The sequence below is a fragment of the Rhizobium sp. 268 genome, assembly GCF_036571585.1.
GTDB classification, from domain to species: Bacteria; Pseudomonadota; Alphaproteobacteria; order Rhizobiales; family Rhizobiaceae; genus Rhizobium; species Rhizobium redzepovicii.
This window is the reverse complement of the sequence record NZ_JAPPSO010000028.1, coordinates 1-15,152: the sequence shown is the minus strand read 5'-3', so window position 1 is coordinate 15,152 and position 15,152 is coordinate 1. Positions and strand designations below refer to the sequence as shown.

Annotated in this window: 13 protein-coding genes and 1 pseudogene; 13 read left to right on the top strand and 1 reads right to left on the bottom strand. The window is 62.5% G+C overall.

The features are described from left to right. Positions 1-55 precede the first annotated feature (55 nt). The 10 genes from araG to OS035_RS31230 all read left to right on the top strand — a co-directional run bounded on the left by araG (position 56) and on the right by OS035_RS31230 (position 12,033). A complete protein-coding gene (araG, locus tag OS035_RS31275; protein ID WP_097629978.1) occupies positions 56-1,561 on the top strand; it encodes an L-arabinose ABC transporter ATP-binding protein AraG in 1,506 nt (501 codons plus the stop codon). A 17-nt stretch (positions 1,562-1,578) separates the two neighbouring features. Beyond that, a complete protein-coding gene (gene araH, locus OS035_RS31270; protein WP_097629979.1) occupies positions 1,579-2,529 on the top strand; it encodes an L-arabinose ABC transporter permease AraH in 951 nt (316 codons plus the stop codon). Continuing rightward, on the top strand, positions 2,526-3,416 hold the full coding sequence (locus tag OS035_RS31265; protein WP_097629980.1) for an aldose 1-epimerase: 891 nt from the start codon (positions 2,526-2,528) through the stop codon (positions 3,414-3,416). The genes araH and OS035_RS31265 overlap by 4 nt, the downstream gene beginning before the upstream one ends. Continuing rightward, complete coding sequence (locus OS035_RS31260; protein WP_131711856.1) at positions 3,417-4,196, top strand: SDR family oxidoreductase; 780 nt, start codon at positions 3,417-3,419, stop codon at positions 4,194-4,196. It begins immediately after the preceding gene. 150 nt (positions 4,197-4,346) lie between these two features. Then, positions 4,347-4,778 carry an OsmC family protein gene (locus tag OS035_RS31255; RefSeq protein WP_097629982.1) on the top strand — a complete coding sequence of 144 codons (432 nt, stop codon included), beginning with the start codon at positions 4,347-4,349 and terminating at the stop codon, positions 4,776-4,778. A gap of 201 nt (positions 4,779-4,979) precedes the next feature. Next, positions 4,980-5,588, top strand: a complete 609-nt coding sequence (locus OS035_RS31250) for a TetR family transcriptional regulator (RefSeq protein WP_097629983.1) — start codon at positions 4,980-4,982, stop codon at positions 5,586-5,588. A gap of 50 nt (positions 5,589-5,638) precedes the next feature. Further along, positions 5,639-6,778, top strand: coding sequence for an efflux RND transporter periplasmic adaptor subunit (locus OS035_RS31245; RefSeq protein WP_131711857.1), 1,140 nt, complete (start codon positions 5,639-5,641; stop codon positions 6,776-6,778). 25 nt (positions 6,779-6,803) lie between these two features. Then, on the top strand, positions 6,804-9,950 hold the full coding sequence (locus OS035_RS31240) for an efflux RND transporter permease subunit (protein ID WP_097629985.1): 3,147 nt from the start codon (positions 6,804-6,806) through the stop codon (positions 9,948-9,950). 173 nt (positions 9,951-10,123) lie between these two features. After that, positions 10,124-11,419 (top strand): family 20 glycosylhydrolase, encoded by a 1,296-nt coding sequence (locus OS035_RS31235; protein ID WP_331814935.1) that lies wholly within the window; start codon positions 10,124-10,126, stop codon positions 11,417-11,419. Further along, positions 11,335-12,033 carry a family 20 glycosylhydrolase gene (locus OS035_RS31230; protein ID WP_331814932.1) on the top strand — a complete coding sequence of 233 codons (699 nt, stop codon included), beginning with the start codon at positions 11,335-11,337 and terminating at the stop codon, positions 12,031-12,033. Before OS035_RS31235 ends, OS035_RS31230 begins: the two co-directional genes overlap by 85 nt. On the opposite strand, the gene OS035_RS31225 is transcribed toward OS035_RS31230, so the two are convergent. Then, positions 12,023-12,946: an ROK family protein gene (locus tag OS035_RS31225; RefSeq protein ID WP_097629986.1), complete on the bottom strand. Its 924-nt coding sequence runs from the start codon at positions 12,944-12,946 to the stop codon at positions 12,023-12,025. The two genes, OS035_RS31230 and OS035_RS31225, sit on opposite strands and share 11 nt — an antisense overlap. A 264-nt stretch (positions 12,947-13,210) precedes the next feature. Here OS035_RS31225 and OS035_RS31220 point away from each other — a divergent pair, with 264 nt between their 5' ends. From OS035_RS31220 to OS035_RS31210, 3 genes and pseudogenes are all read left to right on the top strand, one after another. Then, complete coding sequence (locus tag OS035_RS31220) at positions 13,211-13,789, top strand: exopolysaccharide biosynthesis protein (RefSeq protein WP_179612313.1); 579 nt, start codon at positions 13,211-13,213, stop codon at positions 13,787-13,789. A 135-nt stretch (positions 13,790-13,924) separates the two neighbouring features. Next, positions 13,925-14,875 carry a sugar-binding transcriptional regulator gene (locus OS035_RS31215; RefSeq protein WP_003582447.1) on the top strand — a complete coding sequence of 317 codons (951 nt, stop codon included), beginning with the start codon at positions 13,925-13,927 and terminating at the stop codon, positions 14,873-14,875. A 144-nt stretch (positions 14,876-15,019) separates the two neighbouring features. Further along, positions 15,020-15,152 (top strand): annotated as a pseudogene (locus OS035_RS31210) (sugar ABC transporter substrate-binding protein); the annotation flags it as partial.

Genomic DNA, 15,152 nt, shown 5'->3' with positions numbered 1-15,152 from the left:
ATGATATAGGCGGCGGCCGCTCAGCGTGCCGCCGGATCCTCTCGGTGGAGCGGTGATGGCTTTCCTCGAATTCAACCATATCTCCAAGGGCTATCCCGGCGTGCAGGCGCTGGCGGATGTTTCCTTCTCCGTCGAGAAGGGCGCGGTGCATGGCCTGATGGGCGAGAACGGCGCCGGCAAATCGACGCTGATCCGCGTTCTGTCCGGCGATCAGGCTGCCGATAACGGCCGCATCCTGATCGATGGCGAGGAGCAGAAATACGGATCCGTGCGTGACGCTTTTCATGCCGGCATCGTCGTCATCCATCAGGAACTGCAGCTTGTTCCGGAGCTGACGGTCGCCGAGAATCTCTGGCTTGGGCGCTTTCCCGCCAAGGGCGGCGTCATCCATTCGACACGGCTGATCGAGACGGTGCGGACGAAGCTCGAGGAAATCGGCATCGATGTCGATCCGTCGGCCAAGGTCGCCTCGCTTTCGATCGGCGCGCGGCAGATGGTCGAGATCGCCAAGGCGGTCATGCTAGACGCGCGGGTGATTGCGCTTGACGAGCCGACCTCCTCGCTCTCCTCGCGCGAGAGCGAAATCCTGTTTTCCCTCATCGACAGGCTGAAGGCGAAGGGAACGGTCATTCTCTACGTCTCGCATCGTCTCGACGAGATTTTTCGGCTTTGCGACAGCCTCACGGTGCTTCGCGACGGCAGGCTTGCCGCCCACCATTCCGATATCACCGAGACGACGCGGGAGCAGATCATCTCGGAAATGGTCGGGCGCGAGATCAGCAATGTCTGGGGATGGCGCGAACGTCCGCTCGGCGACATCAGGCTGGAGGTCAAGGGGCTGTCGGGACCGAAGCTGCGCAACCCGATCGGTTTTTCCGTCCGCCGGGGTGAGATTCTCGGCTTCTTCGGCCTGATCGGCGCCGGTCGCAGCGAGATGGCGCGGCTGCTCTACGGCGTGGATGCCAGGCATCAAGGCCAGGTCGCCATCGACGGCGTTGTCGTCTTGCCGAACAGTCCGAAGGCGGCGATCAAGGCCGGCATGGTGCTCTGCCCGGAGGACCGCAAATTCGACGGCATCGTCCAGGGCCGGTCGATCGAAGAGAATATCGCGATTTCGTCGCGCCGGCACTTCTCGCCCCTCGGCATTTTGAGTCCGAGAAAAGAGGCGGCGCTGGCCGATCGGTTTATCGCCCGGCTTCGGGTGCGAACCCCGTCGCGCAAGCAGGACATCATCAATCTCTCCGGCGGCAACCAGCAGAAGGTTATTCTCGGCCGCTGGCTTTCCGAGCAGGGGATCAAGGTCCTGGTCATAGACGAGCCGACGCGCGGAATCGACGTCGGGGCGAAATCGGAAATTTACGAGATCCTTTACGAACTTGCGGCCGGCGGCATGGCGATCGTGGTGATATCAAGCGAATTGCCCGAGGTCATGGGCATCTGCGATCGCATCATGGTGATGTGCCAGGGCAGGGTGGCGGCCAATGTCGCCCGGCAGGATTTCGACGAGCGCGCCATCCTGACGGCAGCACTGCCCGACAAGAATGCCGCCGGCACCATTTAAGATCAGGAATACGGACGATGAATGCGTTGAAAAAAATCCTTCTCGGCGAACAGGGCTTGGTGGTGATCTTCGCCGCCGCCTTCGTGATCGTCTCGCTCTTCGTGCCTAACTTCCTGACCGAGCGAAACATGCTGGGGCTGCTGCAGTCGGTGGTCACCATCGGTATCGTTGCTTGCACGATGATGTTCTGCCTCGCCTCGCGCGATTTCGATCTTTCGGTCGGGTCGATCGTCGCCTTCTCGGGCATGATCGCCGTGATGGTCTCGAACGCCACGGGCTCCATCCCTCTCGGGTTGCTCGCTGCTCTGCTGTGCGGCGCCGTCGTCGGCTTCGTCAACGGCATCGTCATCGCCCGGTTCCGCATCAACGCGCTGATCACCACGCTTGCGACGATGCAGATCGTGCGCGGGCTGGCGCTGATCGCCTCGGATGGCCGTGCCGTCGGCATCAATGATCCGGCCTTTTATCAGCTGGCCCTGTCGCGCTTTCTGACGGTGCCGACGCCGATCTGGATCATGCTGATGCTTTTCATCCTCTTCGGTTTCGTGCTCAACCGGACCGTCTTCGGCAAGAACACGCTGGCGATCGGCGGCAATCCCGAAGCCTCGCGGCTTGCCGGCGTCAATGTTGTCAACACGCGCATCTGGATCTTTGCGCTGCAGGGCCTCATCTGCGGCATTGCCGGCATCCTGCTTGCCTCGCGCATCACCTCCGGCCAGCCGAATGCGGCGACCGGACTTGAGCTGTCGGTGATTTCGGCCTGCGTTCTCGGCGGCGTTTCGCTGGCCGGCGGCCGGGCGGCGATGAGCGGCGTCATCGTCGGCGTACTGATCATGGGCATTGCCGAAAACGTTATGAATCTGCTGAATATCCAGGCATTCTATCAGTATGTCGTGCGCGGGTTGATCCTGCTGATCGCCGTGCTGCTCGACAATTTGCGATCTTCGGCTGCAGGACGACGCGGATGAGTGAAGGGCAGACCGTAAGCGACATCGAACTGAGGCACGGCGATCTCACCGTCCGGGTCAGCCCCCGAGGTGCCGCGGTTACCGCCGCGACGTTTCGAGGCATCCCCTTTCTCGTTGCGGCCGGCGGGCCCGACGGAGCGATGGCGAATTTTGCGATGGTGCCATTCGGCAATCGCGTCGAAGGCAACAGCATGTCTTTTGCCGGACGCGACTACGCCTTCCAGCCGAATACCTCAGACCCGCTCTATCGGCACGGTGACGGCTGGCTCGGCCTTTGGCAGGTTGAAGACTGCAGTTCAGAATATGCGCAATTCGTCTTTTCCCGGGCCGCCGACAGGGTTTCACCCTACGCCTATCTCACCCGGCAGGAGGTTCGGGTCGCTGGCGATGCGCTGATACTGGCGCTCTCCGTCGAAAACCGCGGCGAGGCGGCGCTTCCCTTCGGGCTCGGTCAACACCCTTTCTTCGTACGGACGCCGAAGACGCGGCTCACGATTGCGGCCGATCGCTACTGGAGCGAGCGGCCGGACCACCTGCCTGATGTGCCCGCTCCTGTGCCCGACTATTTCGATTTCAGATCGGAAAAGCTCTTGCCGCAGAGATGGATGAACAATGCCTTCGAGGGCTGGAACGGGCGGGCCGCCATCGCCTGGCCGGACCTTGGATTTCAGGCGGCGCTGGAAGCCGACGGCGCGCTCGATCGCTTCATGCTCTATATGCCGGTCGACCGGAACGACTTCTTCTGCCTCGAGCCGATGAGCCACCTGCCGAATGGCCACCATCTGCCTGATTTCGGCGGGCTCATGCCGCTTGCGCCCGGCGAAATCCTTGCCGGCTCGGTGACGATCCTGATGGCGGCGCTGCCGGCACAATCGGAGGGGAGATAGATGGGCGGCCGGCTGCAGGGCAAGCACATTCTGATAACTGGCGCCGCGCAGGGCATCGGTCTTGCGATGGCGAAGGCCTTCTTGAGGGAGGATGCGGCCGTCTTTCTCGTCGATCGCGACGCCGCACTGCTGGCGAAGTCAGCGAAAGAGCTCCAAAGCATTGGTGGCCGGCTCGGCTATCTGCCGGCCGACATTACCGATGCGGGAACGATCACGACGTTGGTCGCTCAGGCGAACGAAGAGATCGGGCAGTTGAACGCGCTGGTCAACAATGCCGGCGTCAATGTCTTCGCCGAACCACTCGAGACGACCGACGAGCTGTGGAACCGCTGCTTCGACATCAACCTCAAGGGTGCGTGGAACTGCTGCAAGGCGGTGCTGCCTGGCCTCATCGAACAGGGCGGCGGCGTCATCCTCAATATCGCTTCGACGCATGCTTTCACCATCATCCCGCACACATTTCCCTATCCGCTGGCAAAACACGCGCTGCTGGGAATGACGAAATCCCTGGGTCTCGAATATGCGGCCCACAACATCCGGGTGAATGCGCTGGCGCCGGGCTATGTCTCGACGCAGAAAGTGATCGACTACTGGAACGGCTTTGCCGATCCGGAGGCGGCCAAAGCCGAGACGATGAAGCTACATCCCGGCGGGCGCATCGCCACGCCTGAGGAGATCGCCATGGCTGCCGTTTTCATGATCTCCGACGAGTGCCCGTTCATGAACGCCACCTGCCTGACGATCGACGGCGGTCTCGGCGTGCTGCAGCATCCGGCCTGAAAACGCTTCGGCCGCTGCTGATTTTTACAGGCCTGTCGTCTTCTCAAGATAGAGCATTATATTGTCCATCGGGGAGGCTCTCAGAACTCCCGAAGGCATGGAGCGGCGCCCTGCCGCTTGCTCGAAGCACAATCGAAACAGGAGGACGGCATGCAGATCAATCGTACGGCTTCGGCCCATTGGACCGGTGGCCTCAAAGACGGCAAAGGCCTGATCTCGACGCAGAGCGGCGCCCTGAAGGACTATCCCTACGGCTTTGCCAGCCGCTTCGAAGGCATTGCCGGCACCAACCCGGAAGAGCTGATCGGTGCTGCCCATGCCGGCTGCTTCACCATGGCGCTGTCGTTGATCCTCGGGGAAGCCGGCTTTACGGCCGAGCATATGGAAACATCCGCCAAGGTAACGCTCGAAAGCGTCGAGGGCGGCTTTGCCATCACCGCCATCCATCTTTCGCTCACCGGCCGTATTCCCGGCGCCGATGAGGCGACCTTCACCGAACTTGCCAACAAGGCAAAGGCCGGCTGCCCGATCTCCAAGGCGCTCGCCGCCGTTCCGATCACGCTCGACGTCAAGCTGAGCTGATATCCTGCCGCCGACGATGTGCCGCGTGCTTCCGAGCCGCGGCACTTTCCATTTTACCGGGTGTTCATCATCTCTCTCTAAACCCTGACCGTCCATCGATTGACGACGCCCGCTCCTCGGCGGAGTATTGACAAATGATGCCTGATATTTTACGACTGACGAAATTCAAAAATCGTCAGTCGTAATTCGGGCATCAAAACCATGGACGACATCACGGAAAATACGCTCGACGTCATCCGGCAGGAGAATGTCACCCGCATTCTTGATGCGGCCGAGCGGCTGTTTCGTCACTATGGCTACAGCAAGACGACGGTGGCCGACATTGCCCGCGATCTCGGCATGTCGCCGGCCAATATCTATCGTTTCTTTGCCTCCAAGGTGGAAATCCACCAGGCGCTCTGCGGCCGCATGCTCGCCACCGCCTATCAAATCGCCTACGACATCCGCCATCAGCCGATCAGCGCCAGCGAGCGGCTGCGCCGCTATGTCGAGACCCAGCATCAGTTGACGCTCGATCTGATGCTCGACGAAATGAAGGTCCACGAGATGATCATCGTCGCGATCGAGCGCGACTGGCATGTCATCGAGAAACATATCGACCGCGTCCATGATCTGATTGCCGAAATAATTGCCGAGGGGATTGCTGCGGGCGAGTTCGCCGAGCAGGACCCGGTCGTCGCGTCACGTTGCTTCGGCGCGGCGACGATCAATCTCTGCCATCCGCAGATGGTGGCGCAATGTCTTGCCAAAACCAACCGCGCGAGTGTCGACGAACTGATCGACTACGTGATCAGGGCGCTGAAGAAATAACGGGCGGCAGCCGCCGCCAAGACCCCCGAAACGATCCAGGAGTGCGGAAGATGTTTTCGCTCAAGACCCTCAGCCATCGCATGCCGTCCGTCGCCCGCCTCGTGTTTGTCGGCGCCATCGGCATCGGCGTTTCCGCCTGCTCGGAAGAGAAGGCTGAGGTCAAGCAAGTCATCCGGCCGGTAAAGGTCGTCGAGATCGCCAAGGCCGGCGATACCCGCAAGCTCGACTATTCCGGCTCGGTCAAGGCGCGCACGGAGATGAACCTCGGGTTTCGCGTCGCCGGCAAGATCACAGAGCGCCTCGTCGATATCGGCGACCGGGTGATGCCGGGTGACGTTCTCGCCCGTGTCGACGCCACTGATTACCAGCTGGCGGTCAAGACGGCGGAAGCCAATCTCGCCGCGGCCGAAAGAAGCGTCGAAACCGCCGATCTTGCCAATAAACGCGCCGAGCAGCTTTTCGACAAGAGCGTCGCTCCGAAATCGCAGCTCGAGCAGGCCGCCCTCAGCCACGACCAGGCGATTTCGCAGCGCGATGCCGCGCTCTCCGCACTTGACCAGGCGAAGAACCAGGTGAGCTACACCGAGCTCAAGGCCGGCCAGAACGGCATCGTCACATCAATCAATGCCGATACCGGTCAGGTCGTCGGCTCCGGCACGGCCGTCGTCACCGTTGCCGTCGACGGCGAGAAGGAAGTGCAGATCGCGATTCCGGAAAACGACATTGCCGAATTCAAGCCGGGCAAGACCGTCAAGACAAGCTTCTGGGCCGATAAAAAGCTGCTGCTCGACGGCAAGGTGCGCGAGGTTTCCGGGAGCGCCGACCAGCAGTCGCGCACTTTCGCGGTGCGGGTCAGCCTGCCGAACGATCCGCGCGTGCTGCTCGGCATGACGGCGACGATCGAGGCCGATGTCGATAACGGCAACAGCTATGTCTCCATCCCACTCAGCGCACTGGCTGAGAAAGACGGCAAGCAGATGGTCTGGACCGTCGACCGCGATACGGCGACCGTGCATGGCCGCGACATCCAGGTCGCCGATTTCACCGGCGACGGCGTGCATGTAACCGAAGGCCTCGATACCGGCGATCTCGTCGTCGCGGCCGGCACGCAGTTCATGACCGAAAATCTGAAGGTGAAGGTGCCGGACCAGCAGTCGGCGCTCGCCGATACGGAACAGACCGTCCGCTGATCGCGTCGCAAAAGGGAATAAAACCATGGACGCCAACACCACCGAAAAGCGGCCCTTCAATCTGTCTCGCTGGGCGATCGGCCATCCGAGCATAGCCCGCTTCCTCTTCGGGCTGATCATCATCACCGGAGTGCTCGGTCTGATGCGCATGGGCCAGCGCGAGGATCCCGAATTCACCTTCCGCGTCATGGTTGTTCAGGCGATCTGGCCGGGCGCTTCCATCCAGGAGATGGAAGACCAGGTCGTCAACAAGATCGAGCGCAAGCTGCAGGAAACGCCGCATATCGACTGGGTGAAGTCCTATACGCGGGCCGGCAGTGCGATCATCACCCTGCAGGTCAAGGGCGACACGAATTCGAAGGACGTGGCAGATGCCTTCTACCAGGCGCGCAAGAAGGTCGGCGACATCTCCAGCGAGCTGCCGCAGGGCCTGCTCGGCCCCTATTTCAACGACGAGTTCGGCGATACTTTCATCACGCTGCATTCGATCAGCGGCGAGGGCTATTCCTATCCGGAACTGAAGAAATTCGCGATCCAGGCGCGCGACATGCTGCTGACGACACCTGGTGTCGAGAAGGCGGTGATCATCGGCGACCAGCCTGAGAAGATCTATATCGACGTCTCGTCCAAAGCGCTTGCCGAGCGAGGCCTGACGATCCTCGATCTGCAGAACGCCATCAAGGGCCAGAACAATGTCGATCCGGCAGGTTCCGTCGATACCGGCCTGCGCTCAGTGCGCATTTCCGTCGAAGGCGACGTGAAGAAGGCGGAGGATATCCGCGAGTTGCGCCTTCGCGCCGGCGGCCAGGTGACGCGGCTCGGCGATATCGCCACCGTCAGTTCCGGGCTCGAAGATCCCTATCAGCGCAAGTATCGTTTCAACGGCCATGACAGCGTTCAGGTCGGCGTCGTGATGGCCAAGGGCTTCAACGTCACCGACGTCGGCAAGGGCGTCGAGGCGACCTATCAGCGCTTCGAGGAGGCGCTGCCTTATGGCGTTGCCGTCGATCAGATTGCCAATCAGCCCGACGTGGTGACGGATGCGGTCAGCGAATTCATGCATGCGCTCGGCGAAGCCCTGGTCATTGTGCTGGTGGTCTCGTTCCTGTCGATCGGCTGGCGCTCGGGCCTGGTCATCGCCATCGCCATTCCACTGGTGCTCGCCGCCACATTCGCGCTGATGTACGAACTCGGCATCGACCTGCAGCGCATTTCGCTCGGAGCGCTGATCATCGCGCTCGGCCTGCTCGTCGATGATGCGATGATCGTCGTCGAGATGATGGAGCGAAAGCTGGAGGAGGGGCTGGTCAAGATCGAAGCTGCAAGCTTCGCCTATTCCTCGACCGCCTTCCCGATGCTGACGGGCACGCTGATCACCACGGCCGGCTTCATACCCGTCGGCTTCGCGGCATCGACGGCCGGTGAATATGTGCGTTCGCTGTTTTATGTCGTCGGCATCGCGCTCGTCACCTCCTGGTTCGTCGCGGTCTATTTCACGCCGTGGCTCGGCTATATGATCCTCAAGCAGCGCCATCACGCCGGCGAGCATCACGACGCCTTCGACACGCGCTTCTATCGGCGTCTGCGCGGCACGGTCGGCTGGGCGGTACGCCATCGGGTTATCGTGCTGCTCTTGACGCTCGGCACCTTTGCCACCAGCCTCTGGGCCTTCCAGTTCATTCCACAGAATTTCTTCCCGCAATCGTCGCGGCCGGAAATCCTCGTCGATCTCTGGCTGCCCGAGGGCACCAGCATCAAGGAGGTCGAGGTCCAGGCCAAGGCGCTGGAAGCGAAGATGATGGATGATCCTGACAAGCGGTTCATCGCCACCTATATCGGCGAAGGTGCGCCGCGCTTCTTCCTGCCGCTCGACCAGCAGTTGCGCAATCCGAACTTCGCCCAGCTCCTCGTCATGGCCAATGACGAACCGGCGCGCGAGCGGCTGATCGTCAAGCTGCGGACGATCCTTGCGGAAGATTTCCCGGAGATTCGCGGCAAGGTCGATCGGCTCTTCCTTGGCCCGCCCACAGGCTGGCCGGTGCAGATGCGGGTCATGGGGCCCGACCGCCAAGAAGTGCGGGCAATCGCCGATCAGGTGAAGGCGCGCTTTCAGGCCAACCCCATGCTCGGCGCCATCCACGACGACTGGCTGGAACAGGTGCCGGCAATGAAGCTGGTGATCGACCAGGACCGGGCCCGGGCGCTCGGCGTCACCTCGCAGCGCGTGCGCCAGATGCTGCAGACCGCCATGTCGGGTGCCGCCCTCGACGATTTCCGTGACGGCGAGGAGACGGTCTCGATCGTTGCCCGCGAGCCGGACGCCAGCCGTTCTCTGCTGTCGGCGGTCAACTCGGTCTATGTGCCGACGGATTTCGGCGGTTTCGTGCCGGTCTCGCAGCTTGCCAAGGTCGTGCCGGTTATGGAGCAGGGCATCGAATGGCGGCGCGACAGGCTGCCGACCATCACCGTGCGGGCGACGCTGCCGGATGGGGTGCAGCCGAACGACGTGGTGATGAAAATGTATGCCGACATGAAGGACATGCGCGACAGCCTGCCTGCCGGCTACAAGGTCGAAATCCAGGGCGGCGCCGAGGACGCGGCGGAAAGCCAGATGTCGATCGCCGCCAAGGCGCCGATCATGCTTGCGGTGATCATCGTACTGCTGATGGTGCAGCTGCAGCATTTCGGCAAGGCGATGCTGGTGCTCGCCACCGGGCCGCTCGGCATCATCGGTGCGGCCGCCGCCCTGCTGATCAGCGGCGCTCCTTTCGGCTTCGTGGCGATCCTCGGCGTCATCGCCCTGCTCGGCATCATCATGCGCAATTCGATCATCCTGGTCGATCAGATCGACCAGGACATCAAGGCCGGCATGCACCGGCAGGAGGCGATCGTCGGGGCTGCCGTGCGGCGTTTCCGGCCGATCATGCTGACGGCGCTGACCGCCGTCCTGGCGCTGATCCCAATCTCGCGCGGCGTCTTCTGGGGTCCGCTCGCCTACGCAATGATGGGCGGCATCCTGGTTGCGACAGTGCTGACAATTCTGGTTCTGCCCGCCGGCTACGCTCTCTTCTTCGGCCGGGAGCCGAAGGCAAGGGACGAACCAGGTCGGGATGCCGACGCCATCCAGGAAGAGGCGGATGACAGACATCCGCCGGCGTTGGCAGCAGAGTGAGGACGGCGCGGCGAAAGCCGCGCCGCTTTCCTTTGCCGACGACAGGTCTTCGTCAAAGTCCGCCCCGTCTGAGTTCGCGCCGATTCCATTGAAGTCCCGAACAGGCTAAGCTGCGAAGGACTGCCGGAAGACCAGCCGTGATCCCGGCCGTTCGTTGACGGGGAGGGCGCGACATGGCCGATTATAGTCTGGAGACAAGCTGGCGCCCGGTCGAAGGCAGTTTCGGGCGCTTGACCTTCACGCTCCACAATCTTTCTGCCGAGCCGTTGTCCGGCTTCTTGCTCTGCTATACGTCCGAGACGCGGGTTGCCGGCAAACATGTCTGCGCTGGCGCCAGCCTCAAGCGGCAGGTTGCGCATTTTCATGAGTTCCTGCCGCCTGAGGGGCTGAGTGTACCGCCGGGCGGGCGCTGGCGGTTCACTGTCGAGGGGCTGAGCCGAGAGCCGAAACATGTCACGGCTGGCGTCAAATCTGCTTATCTGACGCTTGCCGACGGCCGTCACCTTCCGGTCGATTTCGGCGATCTGATGCTTGAAGGCCGGGATGGCGGTGTGTCGCCGCCGCTCTTGCCGCCGGGCAAAGCCGACGAACCCTACGCGCTGCTCCCCTGGCCGCTGTCGCTCGGGCTGAAGGCGGGTGACTTGCCCGCCACCCTCTATCCGGCCGAGAGGACGCCGCCTGATGCGATCGAGGCCCTCTCCCAGGTTCTTTCTCTCTACCAGCGCCTCTACTCAGCCGAAGACGCGCCGTTTTCGCTGAGTGCCGTCGAAGGCGGGCGGCGCATTCGTTTCGTCGCCGAATCGTCGATCGCTGCCTTCGCCTACGAGCTGCGTTTCACCGCGCATGAGATCGTGCTTTCGAGCGCGGATGACGCGGGGCGGCGCTACGGCCTCATCAGCCTGGCGCAGCTGCTGCATGGCGCCTGCGCCGATGGCGAACGATTTAAATTCCCCAACTTCGGCACGATCGCCGACCAGCCGCGTTATGACTGGCGCGGCTGCCATCTCGATGTGTCCCGGCAGTTCTATCCGGTCGCCGACATCCTGCGGCTGATCGATATCCTCGCCTGGAACAAGCTCAATATCTTTCATTGGCACCTGACCGACGACGAAGCCTGGCGGCTGGAGATCAAGGCCTATCCAGCGCTGACGGAGATCGGCGCGCGGCGCGGGCCGGACGAGGTCCTCGTGCCACAGCTCGGCGACGGGGCGGAAACACGCGCCGGCCATTACACGCAGGATGATATAAGGCGGATCGTTGCGCATGCCGCCTCGCTCGGTGTCGCGGTCGTGCCGGAAATCGACATTCCAGGCCACAACACCGCAGCCTTGTTCTCGCTGCCCAGCTCGTCGACGGGCAGGAAGCGCCGGACAGCTATCACGCAGTGCAGGGTTACGCCAACAATGCGCTCAATCCGGCGGTCGAATTCACCTATGAATTTCTCGGCAAGGTATTCGACGAAGTCGTGACGCTGTTTCCGAGCGAATATATCCACATCGGCGGCGACGAGGTAGCGCAGGGCGCCTGGCTTTGCTCGCCACTCTGTCAGGCACTGATGAAGCGGGAGAAGCTTGCCGGCACCGCCGAGCTGCAGTCTTATTTCCTGAAACGCATCAAGATGATGCTGTCGGAGCGCGGCAGGAAGCTCGCCGGCTGGAACGAGGTCTCGCATGGCGGCGGTGTCGATCGCGACGGCACGCTGCTGATGGCGTGGGAAAAGCCTGCCGTCGGCGTCGAGCTGGCGCAGCAAGGCTACGACGTGGTGATGACGCCGGGACAGGCCTATTATCTCGACATGGCGCAGGCCGAAGCCTGGGCGGAGCCCGGCGCGGCATGGGCAGGCTATTCGGCCCCGGAACATACCTATGCTTACGAAGCCGAGGGCGAACTGCCGCAGGCGCTGCAGGAGAAGATGCGCGGCATCCACGCTTGCATCTGGACTGAAAACTTTCTCTCTCGCGCCTATTTCAACCGGCTGGTCTTTCCGCGTCTTCCAGCCGTCGCCGAGGCCGCATGGACACCCTCGGACCGGAAGGATTGGGACAGGTTCGCAGCGATCGTGCGGATGTGGCCTATGCTTTAGGAAGCAATGCTTCGGCTTTCAGCCCGAGCAGCGCTGCGCCGATCAGGCCGGGTTCGATGCGGCATTGGCTGCGCACCACCAGCGGCCGGTCGAACTTGCGCAGGATGCGGGCGCGCACGGCGTGGTCGAGTTCAGCAAGCAGCGGCTCGACATTGGACAGGCCGCCGCCGACGGGCACGATGGTCGCGCCGGTGATGTTGATCGTCAGCGCCAGGGGCGAGGCGACGAGATCGACATAGACGTCGATCGTCCGTGTCGCCTTCTCCTCGCCACGCTGCCATTGAGCGATGATCTCTTCGCTCGAAAGGTCGAGATCATGCAGCGTCTTGTGCAGGCGCTCCAGGCCACGGGCGCCGCCGACGGTGTCGACGCAGCCTTTCTGGCCGCAGCCGCAGGCATAGGCGGGAATGGCGGCAGGCGGATTGCCGGCTGCCGAGGCGATGATCGGCCCGTGACCCCATTCGCCGGCAAAACCGCCGGCCTCATTGACGAGGCGGCCATCGGCAATCAGGCCGCCGCCGACGCCGGTGCCGAGTATGGCGCCGAAGACGATGCGATGGCCGCGACCGGCGCCGAGGCCGGCCTCGGCCATGGCGAAGCAATCGGCGTCATTGGCGATCAGTGCCGGCAGACGGAGTTCGGCTTCGAGATCGGCGGCCAGCGTGCGGCCATGGATGCAGGGAATGTTGGCGCAGATCAGCCGCTGCGTGTCGGGATCGACCACGCCGGCGATGGAAAGCGCAATACGGCTCGGCTCTTCGCCGGTTTCGGCGATGATGGCACGCAGGGTGTCGACGAAAGCGGCGAAATCATCCTTCGGCGTCGGGCGCCGGCCGAGGGGGACGATGTCCGTCTCGGAACGGGCAACGCCACCCTTTATGGCGGAGCCGCCGATGTCGAATGAGATGATCATTGCCACCCTGCCGTTTCTCTGGTCTGTGCTGTCTGCTCGCACTGTTGGCGGGGAATTACAAGCCTTCATTCGCCGGTCTGCCATGCGCTCGCGGCCTCAATCGCTATTCGGTTCCGCAAGTCATTCAATTGGCATATTGCGTGGCCACAATCCGAGCCCGCACGTCCATCACTCACTGGTATCATGACCATCGAAAACGCCGATTCCCACAGACGCAGAAGACCCCGTCCACCCCGTCCCAAAGGCCGTCGCCTTTCATCCATCCTGCGGCAGCTGGCCGCCGACCGGAGTCGGGAGCGGATTTCGATCGGCGATCTGTTCCAGACGATGGGCGACCGGGCGATCAGCGCGTTGATGCTGATCTTCGCGCTGCCGAACGCTTTTCCGACGCCGCCCGGAACGTCGGCCGTGCTCGGCGCGCCGTTGGTCTTCCTGGCGGTACAGTTGACCTTCGGGCTGAAGCCCTGGCTGCCGAGGGTGATTGCCGACCGTTCGATGCGGCGGGAGGATTTCGAAACCATTGTCGGCCGCATCCATCGCTGGCTCGCCTGGGCGGAGCGGATGCTGAAGCCGAGGTTGGCGATCTTCGCCGAGCCGCCGGCGGAATATCTCGCCGGGGCCGCATGCCTGCTGCTGTCGATCGTGCTGTTGCTGCCGGTGCCGCTCGGCAACATGCTGCCGGCAATCACGATCTCGGTCTTCGCTTTCGGCATACTGGGCCGCGACGGGCTCTTTGCGCTGATCGGCTTCATCATGACGGCCGTGTCGCTGGTCGTTGCCGGCGGCGTGATTTACGGCCTGGTGAAGGCGGCGATCTATCTCGTCATGCAATGGTTTGCCTAAGCAGCGTCGGTTATTTGGCGGAGCTCTTTGCAACAGGCTCGACATTTGCCTGATTTTTGTTTTGATCTGGCGCGATACAATTTCAAATCATGTTCGGCGGCGGCACGCCGGCTCACTTTGCGTGGTAGGCATTCAATGGCAAAAAGATCCGAGACCGCGGCACGCCTCGACGATGCGGCACGTGCCGGCTGGCTCTATTACGTCGCCGGGCGCACGCAGGATGAAATCGCCGCCGCGATGGGCATCTCGCGGCAATCGGCGCAGCGGTTGGTGTCGCTGGCGGTCGCCGAGCGTCTGATCAAGGTGCGGCTCGATCATCCGATCGCCGCCTGCCTGGAGCTCGCCAGCCAGCTGCGGCGGAAATTCGGGCTGAAACATGTGGAGGTGGTGCCGAGCGATTCCGGGTCGTCGGCGACCGTCGGTATTGCCGAGGCGGCGGCGGCCGAGATCGAACGATGGCTGAAACGGGCCGAGCCGATCGTGCTTGCCGTCGGTACCGGCCGTACGCTGAAGGCGGCTGTCGACCAGCTGCCGGCGATCGAATGTCCCAATCACCGCATCGTCTCACTGACCGGCAATATCGCCCCCGACGGATCGGCCGCCTATTACAACGTCATCTTCAGCATGGCCGATGCGGTGAAGGCGCGGCACTATCCGATGCCGCTGCCGGTGCTCGTCACCTCGGCGGAAGAGCGGGAGCTGCTGCACGGCCAGCAACTGGTGCGCTCGACGCTCGATATGAGCGCGCAGGCCGACGTCACCTTCGTCGGCATCGGCGAACTCGGTATCGACGGGCCGCTCTGCGTCGACGGTTTCCTCGAGAAGGACGAGATGATGGAGCTGATGCGCGGCGGCGCCGTCGGCGAGATCTGCGGCTGGATCTTTGACGTCGATGGCAGGTTGCTCGACAACCCGATCAACGAACGCGTCGCGTCGGCGCCGATCCCGTCCCGCGACGCGTCGATGGTCATCGGTCTGGCCAAGGGCAAGCGCAAGTTTAAGGCGATCCGGGCCGCGGTTGTCGGCCAGCAAATCAACGCGCTGATTACCGACGAAGAGACGGCTGAGTTTTTGCTCAGGAATTGAGCAAAAAACACTTGTTTTAAATCAATGGGATAGCTTCCTCCTTCGGCACCGCAGCAACGATTGCCGATTGACATTCTGTATCATTTGTTGAGTAATTGCCCATGAGCGAAGCGAATGCTCACACCCATCTTCTGGGAGGAAGATATGACATTGAGAACTTTTCTGCTGGGCGCCTGCTCAGCACTGGCGTTTGCCGGCATGGCTTCGGCCGAAACGCTGACAATCGCGACCGTGAACAACGGCGACATGATCCGGATGCAGAAGCTGACGGATGACT